The organism is Endozoicomonas sp. ALB091, assembly GCF_049310265.1.
Taxonomy (GTDB): domain Bacteria; phylum Pseudomonadota; class Gammaproteobacteria; order Pseudomonadales; family Endozoicomonadaceae; genus Endozoicomonas.
In genome coordinates this window covers 871741-887137 of record NZ_JBLYNQ010000008.1, presented here as the reverse complement: position 1 = coordinate 887137, position 15397 = coordinate 871741, and the positions used below count along the sequence as shown (strand labels likewise).

The window sequence follows — 15397 nt, the reverse complement described above, 5'->3', positions numbered from 1 at the left end:
CCTCAGATAGGTACCGAAGGTACGGAGGTTAGTGATGACTGAGCCTTTAGAAGGCTGATGATGTCTGAGTAGGATTTAACTTTTGCTTCTGCGACGGTCAAGCCTGATCCCTGCTGCCTCACAAGGAATGAGGTGAGGCCTAACACTTTTATCTTTTTAGCTTTCATCAGCTCAGATTCTGCAAGTTTCAGTGGTGTCATTCCGTTCTGGGCTCTTTCGTTGATGGAAGCTCCTCTGACAAGCAGGTGCTGAACTGCTTTTACATGACCTCCCTGGGCTGCATAATGGAGGGGGGTCATCATGCCGATGTTATCTATCTTAACCATCGCATCCGGTATGACCGGTTGGCCATTTAATAGCAAGCCTCTCAGGCAAAACTCCTGTTTGAAACGCTCCAATGCCAGTGCTGCCATGGCTGACTGATAACCCTCAACCTCCGTCCACCTTGTAACATCGACCCTTCTGTCGGTGGTAGCATTGACAGAAGCACCACGGTCAATCAGTTGAACAATAACGTCTGACTTACCTGATTTAGCCGCAAGATGCAGAGGTGTTTGTCCCTCGTTGTTTCTGCCATTGACGTCAGAACCAACCAGTACCTCAATGGCGTCTTGCGGATGGCGGCTGTAGACTGCACAGTGCAGGGGCGTCCATCCCCGGTAGTCACGGGCATTCACATCGGCACGCCGGGTTATCATGGCCTGGATTTTGTCTTTTTGCCCCTCTTTAACCACCTCGTGAAAGGCTGATTGACCGGAACCTGGATAATGAAGTTTATTAATGTCCGCATTCGGGGTATTGGCGAACAATTGGTCGAATAAGTTCCAGTCATTGATTTCAATCAATGCGCCGAGTAATCCTGCACGCATATCGTCACAGGGTGCCTCAGTGTTACTTATAGCAAGGGTTAACGACCTGATTATCGGTACCGTCAGTTTGTTTTCGTTGTTTATCCAGCTCCATAGCGTCTCACCACTGTCAATAAGTACATCAGTGGCTGCACCAGCGGTCAGCAGGAGATCAACGATCTCGGCCTGGCCGGTGTCAATAGCAATGTGAAGCGGTGTTTTTCCGTACAGTCTCTGGCAGCCTTCCCTTTCACCGTTACTTACCGTCGATTTGTCGGTTCTCTCCCTCATTTCCACTTTCATAAGTAGGTGTCTTACCATTTCAAACCCAAACTGTTTTGACAACCGTGAGGATTGGGCATTGATATTGGCACCCCTGCCAAGCAACAGCCGGATGGCATCATGTTTTCCATGTTCCACCGCAAAATGCAGAGGGGTCCTGCTACCGATGTTGATATCAGCACCTTTGTTAAGCAGAACATCAATGATATTGAGGAAACCATTTGCAGCTGCAAAGTGAAGTGGGCGTCTTATATCCGGGGCGTGGCCATTAATGTCGGCACCGTAGTCAATAAGAGCTGTTATGGCCGCTTCATGACCATTAAATACCGCAAGCTGAAGCGGAGTCTCAGGGTAATCCGCTGTTGTGAGCGCATTGACGTCGGCACCCTGTTTGACAAGATGCCTGATAGTCGCCTCATCACCTTTGCCAGCGGCGCAGTGGAGGGCAGTTATCCCGTCCTTGGTGCTGGCATTGGCATTGGCACCGTGTTCAAGCAAGCCATTGACAATATCAGAGCGACCTCCGGCGGCTGCCACGTGGAGTGGCGTCTTCTCAGAGTACAAACAATGAGTAATTTTACGTTTACACATTGGGCAACCAATATCGGCATGACCTGGACCACTTAGCCACTTATCAATGCACGACTTGTGATGGATATGGGTGCAGGGAAACATTGCTGCAATGGGACTTTTATCCAGACCATCAAGGCAGATAACGCATTTTTCAGTTTCTTTACCCTCTCGTTCAGAGACTAACGGGGCTGCTGGTGGTATCCGATTACAATCGTTGAATGAGAAGGTATTCACACTTAAATATCCCCGTTCTAACTTATAATTTGAACTGTCTGATTAATGGGTCTGACTGACCCATCGGCTATTAGTTCAGTTCCTCATGCAGAAAAAGCCGGGCCCCTTACTTCTCAGAAGCATCGATCGAAAAATACGCGAAAATGGTTGGAAAGAAATCAGTGTCTTTGACGAAGAATGGATTGGCCGGGGCTCATAACAGTGTTGAGTAATCTATGATTACCACAGGTTTTTAGTAGCGGTATGGATCCGGCCAATCCCGTAGAACTTATGGATTAATTGCTTTTGCTAATCGCCTGCCTGTAAAGATGATCCACTTTCCTGATATTGGCATTCAGCCCGTTTATACGGGTATCGTGGGAAGGGTGTGTGCTCATAAATTCCGGCACACTGCCACCACTTTGCGCTGACATCTTTTTCCACAGGCTGACAGAAGCCTCCGGGTTATATCCAGCCCTGGCCATCAGCTCTAAACCGATAAGGTCAGCCTCGGCCTCATTGGTACGACTATTAGGCAAGGTAAGCGCATAATTTACCACGGTACTGCCAACACTCATTAACTCAGGACTGACCCCCAGCAGAATCCCCAGGGTATCCTGCCCCAACTGCACTGCATAGGCCTGAGACATAGACTCCCGCCCATGTTCCCTGAGTGCATGAGCCATTTCGTGTCCCATAATGGCGGCAATTTCATCATCCGTCAGCTTCAGAGTGTCAATAATGCCGGTGTAAAACATAATCTTGCCCCCGGGCATGCAGTAGGCATTCAGCTGTTTATCCGTCATCAGATTAACTTCCCACTGCCAGCTTCGGGCATCCTGCCTGAACACACCAACATGGGACACCAGCCGGTCAGCAATCCTGCGCAGACGTTTCACATCTGCTGACTTGCGGTTCAGCACTTCTTTTTCCCGAGCTTGATTCAGAGCTTCCTGATAAGCCCTGGCAGACATGGCATTCACCTGGCTTTCAGAGAGCAAAGAGAACATTTTCTGCTCACGCTGAACACCAATAGTCCCTGAGTTGGTTGTTGATACCGTCTGACACCCTGCCAGAAAAATACTCAGGCTCACGACCAGAACTTTTAACCATTTCATCCCCAATACCTGTTTCTTCACAACGTTATGACTGCCATTAAACCAAAATCACTACCGGTAAGCACGGCTATCTCGGTATTTAATAGCAAGTTATTGCACAATTCACCCGAGGTATTGATAGCGGACATAATAAAAATAATTAAGAATTACACTTATATACAATTCCAGACTACTTTTATTCCTGATTGTTTCAAAGACACATGACTAACCATTTACAGGTAAAGAGATCATCAAGACACACATACTAAATACTGGCTGATTCGCCACCTGATATTCCTATTTCATCAGGCAATTAAAAACCATTAAGGGTAGTTAAATGGACGGCATTCACTCTAAAACCTATCAACAGACATCTCCCTTGGTTAAACTGTTAACACAACCCCTTCAGGAAGCAGGACCATCAAAGCCTTCTGTCATTAGTATTGCCCCAACCAGATATTTACCGGGCGCACAGGGTGAAATCCCATTTTTCAGGTCATTCACTCATCAATCTGTTGGTATGCCACATCAGGAAATCTCATACTCAACAACTCACAATGATAGCGCAGTTGACTCTCCAATACTGGCATCTATTAAAGCTTCAGATAATGCAGCCAGCATAAATCGTAAAAGAACAAACCCTGATTATTCAGCAAATAAAAAAAATGAACAATGCAACAAGGAACCATTAAATACTTCAAACGAAACCTCAGTCAAAAGATTGAGACCACATGAACAAAAAATAGCAAAGCCGGACAATAAATATTCATCGTTTAAATACCATAACAGAGACAAAAAGGATAAGGAGTGCATCTCAATTGATCAAATGAATAATAAATCTGGAAGAATAGCCAGCGCCATCGCTGAATGCAGAAGAAGAAAAAAACTGACTAAGCTATATTCTGACATCAATCATGTTCTTAAAGATATAACAACTATAAGCATCAAACCAACAAAAAGAAATTTACTATTAACCTGCATCGGGATTGTAAAAAAGAAAAGTGCCCCCAATCATACCTGTCCTAATCGTAAAAACAGGAAAACATTATCCTACTCAGCCAACACTAACCCAAAAACAAAGAAATTTATAAAAAATCTCAATGAAGCCAATCGCCGAAAAGAAATTCGTGAGCTAATTAATGAACTTTACCAATCCATTCCGGGAACACACCGCAAAAAAAATAGCGAACATATCACGCTCAAGAAATTTCTGTCATTTATTACCAAGAACCCAGAATTAAAAACATCACAAACCCAAGCAAATCAAAACTTATCTTCAGTGATAAATAAGGAATTAAGTCCAAGATTAAAACCGAGACCAAAACCAAGATTAAGACCAGAATTAAGATCAAAACCAGAATCTAGCTTAAGATCAGAAGAAAATATAGATGAAATAATATATTTTAATACAAAAATAGAAAAAACTGCCAAAACAGACACAAATAGAAAAAAAGGTGACAACACACAAAAAGACACAAACGAAGAAACAACCACAAGAAAAGACAAAATCACAGAGCCAGAAATGGTTTCAGAAAAAGAAACTGATTCAGAAACTGATTCAGATACAGATACAAAAGCAAGCATGACAACCAGTAAAAAAACAAACTTAGATAAAAAAACAGATAAAGCAATAAATCTTAAAATAGCAGAAGTTTCAGCAACAGCTCCCTTAGAAGAACCCGATGGTATAATAGAACCTGATTCACCTTATATAAAAACAGCTACTTTTGACTCATTACATGCCATTAAAGAGCCTGCAAACAGTAATAGCCAAGTTAACTCCATGATACAGAAAACGTTGCAAAAACCAGGGGAAACAGGAAAAACACTCGAGTATTCTGAGCAACCCTGGATTTCAGCCCCTGATTTTCAGTTTCTTGAGCAGGAGTTAGTATGCTATGAAAAAGAGCCGTGCAAAACCGTTGATGAATGTTCATGGAACAGTCCGAAGGAGACTAAAGATACCCATTCTCTTGTTACCCCATCCCACTCCGCTATTCCAAGTCCACAGGAGCAAAACGAACAGGTGCAACCCCATACCTGGATTCCATCCCCCCCATCTCATCCTGATATCAGCATATACAAACCACAAACTGGCACCAATGAAGAACTGTATCCAACAGGTGACTTATCTATAATGAAGGCCGTTGCTCCACAGGAAATTTTCCCATGGCCACCTTGTCAACAGATGCACGATGACCACTCTTCTTCAGGATCATCCTGCACTTTGCAACCACAAACCGGGGAAGCACCGTCTTCAGAAGATGAGGCTATCCCCTTTGTCTTCCAGCAATACAGCCCCGGAGGGAGAGGGGCTGTACCGGATGAGATATGGGGTTATCCAGCTTCAGGACATGAGACAACACCCTATGGCTTTCAACAACACAACCCTGAAGAAAGAGGGGCTGCTCCAATTGAGGCCCTGGGTGTTCCAGCTTCAGGACATGAGACAACACCCTCTGGCTTTCAACAACATACCCCTGAAGGGAGAGAGCCTGCACTATACGATATGACAGAAACTTTACCATTAGCATCAACACCAGAGCTATTTCAGGTAGCTCCCCAAGATACCCCACTGATAACATATTTAAAAAATCAGATTGTCAAACTGAAGACGAGGCAGGCAGACCTGGAGTATAAAGACAGGAAAACTAAAAATTTCTTAAATGGAGTCATAAACGAAAACCTGCAATTATCAAGAAAATCATTAACTCTTGAACAGGATCTGGAAATGCTTAAAAAAGAATTTGCACTACTCCAGAAAAAAGATCAACTATCAGAGAGCCTGGTAAAATTTGCTTTTCATGATGAACAAAAAAAGGTGGCTGACCTTGAACAAAAACTCAACGCTTTACAGGCCGAACGGCAGCTGATGATTGATAAAATAGAAAAATCAGATAGAGAAAAATCCCAGTTAAAAGAAGCCCTGAAAAATAATCAAACCAGAACAAAAAAGACAGAGCAAAAAATTTATAAAAGCCTGAGATTATAAAATAAAAAATACGGTACTTTTCCTATATTATTTAAGCAAGTGTAAAAAGCTGGGCTCTTTTTCAGATTTACTACTCATGACCCAGCTTTTTTTCTTCAGCCAGCTTTTTTTTTCAGGTAGTGGTAACCTCACTTAACCGGATCTTAATATTTTCGCAGCTGCAACCATATTTCTTAAAGCGTCTTCTACCTCCTGCCAGTCTCTGGTCTTTAAGCCACAGTCCGGATTTACCCATAAACGCTGTTTGGGTATTTTTTGTGCCGCTTTAGTCATCAGCTGTTGAATCCACTGAATACTGGGCACATTTGGCGAATGAATATCATAAACTCCGGGTCCAATCTCATTCGGGTATTCAAACGCTTCAAAAGCATCCAGCAGTTCCATATCTGAGCGGGAAGTTTCTATGGTGATGACATCCGCATCCATGGCGGCAATATATTCAATAATGTCATTAAACTCGCTGTAACACATATGGGTATGGATTTGGGTTTCATCTTTGACGCCACTGGCAGCAATGCGAAAGCTCTTCACCGCCCACTCCAGGTAAGCAGGCCAGTCTGCTTTTCTCAAAGGCAAGCCTTCCCGAATGGCTGGCTCATCAATCTGAATAATGCCAATACCCGCATTCTCCAGATCAACAACTTCATCTCTTAAGGCCAACGCTAACTGGAGACAGGACGTTTCCCTGCTCACATCATCTCTTGGAAATGACCAGCAAAGAATGGTAACCGGCCCGGTTAACATGCCTTTAACCGGCTGGCTGGTCTGCTCCTGGGCATAGCGGCTCCATGCAATGGTCATCGGCTCAGGGCGGCTGATGTCACCAATAATAATGGGGGGTTTTACACAGCGACTGCCATAGCTCTGTACCCAGCCATTGGCTGTGAAGGCAAACCCTTCCAGCTGCTGGCCAAAGTACTCAACCATATCATTACGTTCTGCTTCGCCATGGACAAGAACATCCAAACCAAGCGACTCTTGCCTTTTAATGGTCTTGCGTATTTCCGCTTGCATCGCTTCGATATAAGACTGCTCATCCAGCTCCCCTTTGCGAAACTGTAAGCGCTTCTGTCGTATCTCCCGTGTCTGGGGAAAAGAGCCAATGGTGGTTGTAGGAAATTCAGGCTGATTCAGTTTTTCATGCTGTAGCCTTGCCCTTACCGCATAAGGTGAGCGACGATGATCAATATCCCTGTCATCATTTAATGACGTCAACCGTTGTTCTACCGCTGTATTATGAACCCGCTGAGAGTGTTGCCTGGCAGATACCGCTTTTTCGGCCTCGGAAATCAATGTCAACACCACCGGGTCCTGTGCCTGATGCCCTCCGGATAAAACCCGACCAATCACGGAGACCTCTTCACACTTCTGCCTGGCGAAGGCAAACCAGGATTTCAGCTCGTCATCAAGCTCGGTTTCCTGCTCCAGATCAACCGGAACATGCAGTAATGAGCAGCTAGGCGCTACCCACAGCCGATCACCCAGCCGCTCCTCTGCCTCCTTCAATTGCCGCACTATCTGCTGCAGGTCGGAGCGCCATATATTCCGACCATTAACAACACCCGCTGATAAAACCTTGTAGGCAGGCAGGCGATCAAGCAGTGCCGGTAACTGATCCGGATCCCGGACCAGATCAATATGCAGACCATCCACCGGCAGATTAACGACCGTGGTCGTAGTACCATTGAGACCACCAAAGTAGCTGGCCAACAGAATTTTTACATGGCAACTCTGCAACCGGTTATATACCGATTCAAACGCCTGATGCCATTCCAGTGGAAGATCCAGAGCCAGAATGGGCTCATCAACCTGTACCCACTCCACATTCATTTCAGCCAGTCTGGCCAGAACTTTGCCATACACCTCGACAACACTGTCAAGCAACTCCAATCGGTCAAAAGACTCGCCCTTGACTTTACCAAGCCACAGCCAGGACAGCGGGCCAATCAGTACCGGTTTTGCCCTGAGGCCCTGTTCAATAGCCTCAGCGGTTTCATCCAGAATAGCGGTGTTAGACAATTGGAACTTCTGGCCTTTGTGCAACTCCGGCACTATGTAATGGTAGTTAGTATCAAACCATTTAGTCATTTCACAGGCTGCTGCTGGTTCTCCGGTAGGTGCTCGACCTCGGGCCATACGAAAAAGGGTATCAATATCACCAGGGTCCGCTTCCGAAAATCGCTCCGGCACCGCACCCAGCATCAAAGAGTGGCTCAGCACCTGGTCATACCAGGCAAAATCACCCGTCGGAATCAGATGAATACCTGATTCTTTCTGCAACTGCCAGTGTCGTTTACGCAGGCGACGGCCTTCTTCCAAAAGCTCTGCCCTGGACAGGTCACCGCGCCAGTAACTTTCCTGAGCCTTCTTCAGCTCACGGTTAGCACCTATTCGGGGAAATCCAAGGTTATGGGTAGTGATCATGAAATAACTCCGGGCTGATCGTCAGACTTATTGTTTTCAGGATGGATCAAAGAGTAGTCACGATTCTGTTGGAGAGTTAGAATTGAATCAAACTCATTTTTCTAATAATAAAAATGAAAAAAACTAATAATGATGCTCTTGTGAACTGACGATAGAAGAAAGGCAAACAATGACAATGCAAAACCTGGGTCTTGAGTTACGTTACCTTAAAACACTGAAAGCCATTCACCAAAGCGGCAGCCTGGTAGAAGCCGCCAGCCGTTTACATCTCACCCAATCCGCTTTGTCCCATCAGTTGAAAGAGCTGGAGCATCGTATTGGGATGGAAGTGTTTATCCGTAAATCCCGGCCACCCCGGTTTACCACTGCCGGGTTAAATATTCTGGAGCTGGCTGAAGAAGTGCTGCCAAGATTCAAGGCTACAGAACAACGCCTGATGAGATTGGCGGGCGGCAAAGCCGGACGGTTGCATATTGCCATTGAGTGTCACAGTTGTTACCAGTGGCTAATGCCAACCATCACAGAGTACCGGCAACACTGGGCAGAAGTAGAAATGGATTTCTCCACTGCCTTTAATTTTGCCCCCTTACCGGCTCTTTCCCGGGGTGAACTTGATCTTGTGGTCACGTCTGACCCAGTGCCCATTGATGGCATCGAGTACATCCCCCTTTTTCGTTATGAGATGCTGCTGGCCATTGCCAGGACACACCCATTAAAAGAACGAGAGTTTGTCACACCTCTTGACCTGCAACAGGAAGTACTGATCACCTACCCTGTTGAACAAGGTCGTTTGGCGGTCTTCTACGATTTTCTTGACCCGGCAGATATTGAGCCTGCTGATATCCGTACAGCAGAGTTAACATTGATGATGCTGCAGCTGGTTGCCAGCCAGAGAGGTGTTTCTGCACTGCCATGCTGGGCACTGGCGGAATATCTTGATAAAGGGCACGTTGCGGCAGTTCGACTTGGTAAAGAGGGGTTGTGGTCAACACTGTATGCAGCGATTAGAGCAGAACAAAAGGAGCAACCCTATATTGCCAGCTTTATTACCTCAGCCAGAGAAACCTGTTTTGCAACCCTGAATGCTATAAAGCCAGCATAATCAGGTAATACCAATTCCGCCTTCTAAATATGATATCGAGCAAGTCATTTTGGACAGCTGGGCAAGGCGGAATGACGAGTAATAGCAGGGCTATTGCGAGGAATTCCAACGAAGATCCAGCGGTTCAAAATGGCTGCGCAGTTCATATTTAGAAGGTGGAATTGGTATAAACACAGGGATCATAAGTTTTAACCAGATGATCGGTCACTTTCGGCAACGGCAACTGAGTTGCTCCCGGGAGACTGACCAAACAGCCATTAAAGTTCATATTCGAGCCCCAGCCCAAGCACTTCTGGCGTGTTCAAATAATAGGCCTGTAAAACATCGCCATGGTGTTTCAGGGCATTCATGCGGGTCTTGCTGGTCGGGTGTGCTGAAAGGAATATATTGACCACTTCTCGCAGACTTCCACTATAAGCGATAGCCCTGCCCCAGACTCTGGAGCATTCTGAAGGGTCATATCCAGCCAAGGCTGTCAGGTAGATGCCTATTTCGTCAGCCTGAGTTTCACGATTCTGCAAAATTGAGTTGGCAAACGGAATACTGGCCAGGGCCAGCTGATTCAGAAAAAGGACATCACTTAAACCCTGCCCCATGTGCCTTGCCAATATATGACCCATTTCATGTCCCAGAAAACAGGCCATGCCAGCCTGATTTTTCGCCAGGGGAAAAGACGAATGATAAATCGCAATATTATAGCCACTGGTTGCAAAGGCATTGGGAACACCACTATTCATGGTTGAGATTGTCCAGTAATCGGCAGGGATATCAAAAACCTGCTCAGCAACGGCCGTTAAACGTTTGGCTACCGGGTCGAGAAATTCGGAGTATTTCTGTTCAAGCTCGCGGGATGTCTCCTCACGCAGGACCCAGTCCTGCAATTGTGCTAATTTGTAAAACCCCCAGCCAAGTGGCAGGTGAAGGTAATCGAAAGGGGTCTTTAAATACGTTCGGGATACCACGGAAAGAGTCCCAAGCGCAGCCCCGGTCAGGAATGCCCTGACCGTAAAATCAATAAAAAACGGGTTGGCACTGTTTTTTGTGATTGCCGATGCAAGGCCAGTCCAACTGACGCCGATCATTGTACCAACAGTGCCACTGGCAACCGATGCAAGGCCATTGTTTTCAAACTCTTCCAGCAGGCTTCTATCAACAACTCGATGGAGATTATTGATAACATCGTTTCTATTTAATGTATGAACCTCTTGATTCCCATGAGCGCTGGAAACGCAGGAAAGCAAGTAAATACATACAGTTAATGAGGTTATGGATAAACACTTGACTCTGGAAAACACCTTCAATCCTCTAAAATGATTCGACCCGCTATAGAGTTCAGACAAGAAAAATATAGTTTGGTTCCATCATTCTATTCAATCAGGGTTCGCCATTACCAATATCTGTATGGAGCAGTTGCCGAGAGTGACCGCCCATTTAGTCAGAAACATATGATTCCTTTTGGCCAACTACCTACACCATCTTGTTCTAAAAAACTCTCTTGAATATATTCAAATAAAATTAAATTTCACCAGTTATGGAACTTTTCATCAAAAAAAATAACTAATTTATATCATTATTAAAATAAACTTCGCTAAAGGAAGTCATTATGGATATTTCCACCACACCAATTACCCCCGATGCCAACATCCAACGACCTCTTGCAAAAAAGTTCCACGGACAAGTTGCAAAAAAGCTCCACGGACAAACCATGACAAATGGCCGGATAAAACCAGCAAAATCCTGTACATTCATGCTTAAAGAAGGTTCAGAGCCACAACAAGATGTAGAGCAGTCAAAGCCCAGACATATATCACCGCAAGAGAGAACCGTAATTGAGTTTTCAAGATTTTGTTCAAGCACTTTTCATTCAAACGCCGACAGTAGAAGCAGCAAATTTCTGGACAAACAATACTCCGAGGATGCTGAAACTGTAGTAACAAGCTTTTGCATTATGATGCGATTGTTCAGCCATACCCACGAAAGCCTTTTTCGTGATATTACCGATACGATTGGAGTCACCTATGATAGTAAAAAAAATTCCTTGCAAACTCTGAAAGGATTAATTCATTTAAAAAAATACGATAATATCCCTGGCATTAAAGCAGCACGAAATGCTATCCCCGGTAAAGTAAAAGCAGCTCCCCATGCAGCAAACTCTGAAACAGGCCTCCTGAAATGCCAAAGTTCAGTTCAAACAGTAACTCGCAGATTCCGGAAACATCCCTTAGCGGAAACAACATCTACAGTCAGAAGCCAGGGTAAATCACACTCAGAAGGAGAAGCGAACTCCCGGCCAATTAAGAAAAGAAAGGTAACTTGCCAAAACAAATCTTCTAAAAATCACCCTAAAAGAACTAAAGCAAGATTAGATGCGGTTAAAGACACTATTAATGCCTGCCTGCAAGAGCCAACCTCAAAAAAAGATATTGAAATTACCATCAATCGTATATTTCGTCGAGGCAAACACTGGAAGAATCTGACATCTCTGAGAACCAGCCTGAGACGCTGGTTTTACGATCTTAATCCCTCTATGACCCAGGGATTTAAAAAAGAAGAAATTAAAAAGGCAGAAGAGGTTTTTGCAAGGCTTATGGGGGTCTATCCATCATCAGGAACAAAAACAAAAACCTAGGTCATCGTTAACCTTCGTTATTTGTCAAAGTTGATGGCAAGTCGCTATTCCCTGGCTGCTGCGCTACTTCCATCTGCTGTTTGAACTGGTCAAGCCGTTAAGCGACAGAGAATACATACTTCCTGCAGGCAGCCAGTAACGCTATGAAATTAAACAGTAATCAGAATTTTCATTATTTTCATTATGCCTGTTTCGTAATCGATAAGCTTCATTTTCGGCCTGCCGGTATTGTTGCCGATAAGGCTCATTTCCAGCCTGCCTGTTTTGCTGTCGATAAGGTGCATTTCCAGCCTGCCAGTTTTGCTGTCGATAAGGTGCATTTCCAGCATGCCGGTTTTGCTGTCGATAAGGCTCATTTCCAGCCTGCCGGTTTTGCTGTCGATAAGGCTCATTTTGCAGTCTATAAGCTTCATTTCGATATAAGTCATACTCCGCTGGCGATACGCTATAGCCACAGATTTCCTGATAATCCGCATGATCAAAGATGTGATTTTCATCCGCTTTATCAAACAGCGGGTCAATGGGACCAAGCAAAGTGGACATAAGGTAGAAGCCTTCTGTAAAGGGAAAAGCTGCGCCCTGGTGCCCCTTCACTTCTCTCATTTCTGATTGGAAATCGTCAACAACATGAACGTTTGGCTGCTCATCTGCCTCGTTCATCCACTCGACTGATGACTCTAGATCAGTACAGGCAACCAGGCACACCGGACTCCTCTCAGCCTTTCGGTGTTTCAGTAATTCAAAAATATGCTCTTTAGAGCCTCCGTTATTGGGCTCACCATCATTAAATACATAGATAATACGGGGGGGAGATTTCGGAGAACGTTCAGACTCTTCTATGCTTTTTAACATAGCAGGATAGAGCGGGGTTGAAGGGAGTCTCTTAGCCCTGAAAATACTGTCCAGACACCTCTTCATCTGCATCGCAACCTCGGCTGGCGTGCCACCGGTATCAATTGGTGGGAATTCCTGAGTGAAACTTTGAATTTTTATTCCCATCACCGGAATATGGGCTAATAAATCGGCAACATGACTCAACCGATAGACCGCCTCTTCAAACCTGGACATTCTTACTCCGACCTCAGGATGTACCATGCCATCCTGGGTATCCATTGACATGCTGTTATCAATAATAAAATGCAGTTCATAATTTTTCAGGGCGGCCAGTCGATAGGCCAGCCAGGTTGATCCGTTGATTGAACCACCCAGCACCTGCTGGATCGCATATTGCTGCTCAGGTGTAAATGCTCGTTGAAACTTTTCTATGGGCGAGGGAAACGAGGTGGTTATTGATGGTTGAGAGCCAACCCCGGACTGTTGGTCATCGGTTCCCGGGTATGGAGGCGGAGGATCCGAGTATGGAGGAAGATCCGGGTATGGAGGAAGATCCGGGTATAGTTGCGGGCGAACAGTGGCTGTTGATACAACACCTTGCGCCAGATAATCAACGTTTCTCACCTGCCCCGAATTGGTATTGGGACGGTCACTGGGAGCATGTGCCAAATGTTGTCTATTGGGATCTTGTGAATTTAAGGAGTATCCAAAGTAATTCACTGATTCTCGATGGCCAGAACCAGCGGGTAATCGACATGCGTCGGATGAGGAAAGAGGCGCTTGTGATTGTGGATAGGTTACCTGCTGGTTATTAACAGGATTTGCTTGATGACCTTTCGTGTCCATAGCTAAAACCTCTGTATATTATTTTTTCTTTAGGCCATCAAAAATAGACAAAAAAATAAGAGAATAAAATTTCTGTTAAAAAAAATAAAAAATTTACAATTAACTTGAAATCAGACAAAACCCAATGCCTCCCTCTGATTGCTAAACCAGAGAGAAGCAGCGCTTTTTTATGACTATAATGATACCGTCTCTTATCAAGGCATAGCAGCAGGGAAGTCCAGGCCGGTCATTTCATCCAGTCCAAACATTATGTTCATATTCTGAACGGCCTGGCCTGCTGCCCCTTTGACCAGGTTATCAATAACAGACAATATCACCACCGTATCCCCGCCCTGTGGACGATGGATGGCTATACGACACTGGTTACATCCGCGAACCGACCGGGTTTCCGGGTGGCTGCCCACAGGCATAACATCAACAAAGGGCTCATCGGCAAAGGTACTCTCATACAACCCTTGAAGGTCAATACTATGATCTTTGACGGTGCAATACAGCGTGGAGTGGATACCGCGGATCATTGGGGTCAAATGGGGAACAAATACCAGGTCGCCGGTAAATGGCGATACCCCCGTTTCTGGCATGCGCTCAATACCCTGGCGAATTTCCGGCAAATGACGATGACCGGCAACACCATAGGCCTTGAAAGACTCGGAGGCTTCGCAGAGCAGCGTGCCCACATTGGCACCACGGCCAGCGCCGCTGACTCCCGATTTGGCATCGACAATGATATTGCCACTCACCAGCCCTGCCCTCAACAGGGGTAATAAACCCAGCTGCGTTGCCGTTGGGTAGCAGCCGGGGTTGGCCACCAGCCGGGCGCTGGCAATATCGGCACGGTTCATTTCTGGCAGGCCATAGACCGCTTCTGCCAATACCTCCGGGCAGACATGCTCAAGACCATACCACTGCTGCCACAGCGCTGTATCGCGCAAACGAAAGTCAGCCGCCAGATCAATCACCCGAACACCGGCAGACAGTAATTCCGGCACAGACTCCATGGCAATACCATTGGGTGTGGCAAAAAACACCAGGTCACATGAGGTCAGCTGTTGGTTATCCGGAAGCGAAAAGTTCAGATCAAGCTTTCCCCGTAACCCGGAAAAAAGTTCACTGACCGGCTTTCCCGCTTCAGAACGGGAGGTGATCATACGCAACTCAACATTTGGATGAACCGATAGCAACCGCAACAGCTCCGCTCCGGTATAGCCCGTTCCACCGACAATCCCCACTTTAATCATCTGCTGCTTCCGTTACGTCTGGATTATTGTTTGAACCGGCGATCTTACCAGAACTCTCCGGGATATCGTCGCTCCAATGAAGGAGACTACTGAGTGATTTTTAATGGCGTAATCAGGTCATTCAACCCATTGACCTGAATCTCCAGAGTCAATGCCAGCAGCTTACCCAGCTCACCCTCCGGAAACCCTTTGCCAGCAAACCAGAGAAGATAGGGCTCTGGCAGGTCGATCAGTCTTCTGCCCTGATACTTCCCGAAAGGCATGGTCTGGTTGGCGATTTTGAGCAGGTCTTCTTTATCGAACATCGGGTTTTCTCAGG

Annotated in this window: 10 protein-coding genes; 3 read left to right on the top strand and 7 right to left on the bottom strand. The window is 45.7% G+C overall.

From position 1 onward, the window contains the following. Positions 1–2: 2 nt before the first annotated feature. The gene (locus ACO6UX_RS20115; protein WP_422450125.1) at positions 3–1937 is read right to left on the bottom strand and encodes an ankyrin repeat domain-containing protein; all 1935 of its coding nucleotides are present in this window, start codon (positions 1935–1937) and stop codon (positions 3–5) included. Positions 1938–2212: 275 nt separating this feature from the next. Beyond that, entirely contained in the window at positions 2213–3034 is an 822-nt protein-coding gene (locus ACO6UX_RS20110; RefSeq protein WP_422450124.1) for a M48 family metallopeptidase, read from the bottom strand. Between the two features lie 316 nt (positions 3035–3350). Between ACO6UX_RS20110 and ACO6UX_RS20105 the strand changes: the two genes are divergently transcribed. Then, complete coding sequence (locus ACO6UX_RS20105) at positions 3351–6005, top strand: hypothetical protein (RefSeq protein WP_422450123.1); 2655 nt, start codon at positions 3351–3353, stop codon at positions 6003–6005. A gap of 132 nt (positions 6006–6137) precedes the next feature. Here ACO6UX_RS20105 and metE read toward each other — a convergent pair whose 3' ends face one another. After that, the gene (metE, locus tag ACO6UX_RS20100) at positions 6138–8429 is read right to left on the bottom strand and encodes a 5-methyltetrahydropteroyltriglutamate--homocysteine S-methyltransferase (RefSeq protein WP_422450122.1); all 2292 of its coding nucleotides are present in this window, start codon (positions 8427–8429) and stop codon (positions 6138–6140) included. Positions 8430–8598: 169 nt separating this feature from the next. On the opposite strand from metE, the gene ACO6UX_RS20095 reads away from it, so the two are divergent. After that, the gene (locus tag ACO6UX_RS20095) at positions 8599–9531 is read left to right on the top strand and encodes a LysR family transcriptional regulator (protein WP_422450121.1); all 933 of its coding nucleotides are present in this window, start codon (positions 8599–8601) and stop codon (positions 9529–9531) included. 257 nt (positions 9532–9788) lie between these two features. Here the strand turns inward: ACO6UX_RS20095 and ACO6UX_RS20090 are convergent, their stop codons facing one another. After that, positions 9789–10772 (bottom strand): M48 family metalloprotease, encoded by a 984-nt coding sequence (locus ACO6UX_RS20090; protein WP_422450120.1) that lies wholly within the window; start codon positions 10770–10772, stop codon positions 9789–9791. Positions 10773–11134: 362 nt separating this feature from the next. Here ACO6UX_RS20090 and ACO6UX_RS20085 point away from each other — a divergent pair, with 362 nt between their 5' ends. Continuing rightward, on the top strand, positions 11135–12160 hold the full coding sequence (locus tag ACO6UX_RS20085) for a hypothetical protein (protein ID WP_422450119.1): 1026 nt from the start codon (positions 11135–11137) through the stop codon (positions 12158–12160). A 141-nt stretch (positions 12161–12301) separates the two neighbouring features. On the opposite strand, the gene ACO6UX_RS20080 is transcribed toward ACO6UX_RS20085, so the two are convergent. The 3 genes from ACO6UX_RS20080 to ACO6UX_RS20070 all read right to left on the bottom strand — a co-directional run bounded on the left by ACO6UX_RS20080 (position 12302) and on the right by ACO6UX_RS20070 (position 15383). After that, positions 12302–13663, bottom strand: coding sequence for a hypothetical protein (locus tag ACO6UX_RS20080; protein ID WP_422450118.1), 1362 nt, complete (start codon positions 13661–13663; stop codon positions 12302–12304). A 371-nt stretch (positions 13664–14034) separates the two neighbouring features. Beyond that, positions 14035–15078: an N-acetyl-gamma-glutamyl-phosphate reductase gene (gene argC, locus ACO6UX_RS20075; protein ID WP_422450117.1), complete on the bottom strand. Its 1044-nt coding sequence runs from the start codon at positions 15076–15078 to the stop codon at positions 14035–14037. Between the two features lie 86 nt (positions 15079–15164). Then, on the bottom strand, positions 15165–15383 hold the full coding sequence (locus ACO6UX_RS20070) for a DUF3820 family protein (protein ID WP_422450116.1): 219 nt from the start codon (positions 15381–15383) through the stop codon (positions 15165–15167). Positions 15384–15397: the final 14 nt, after the last annotated feature.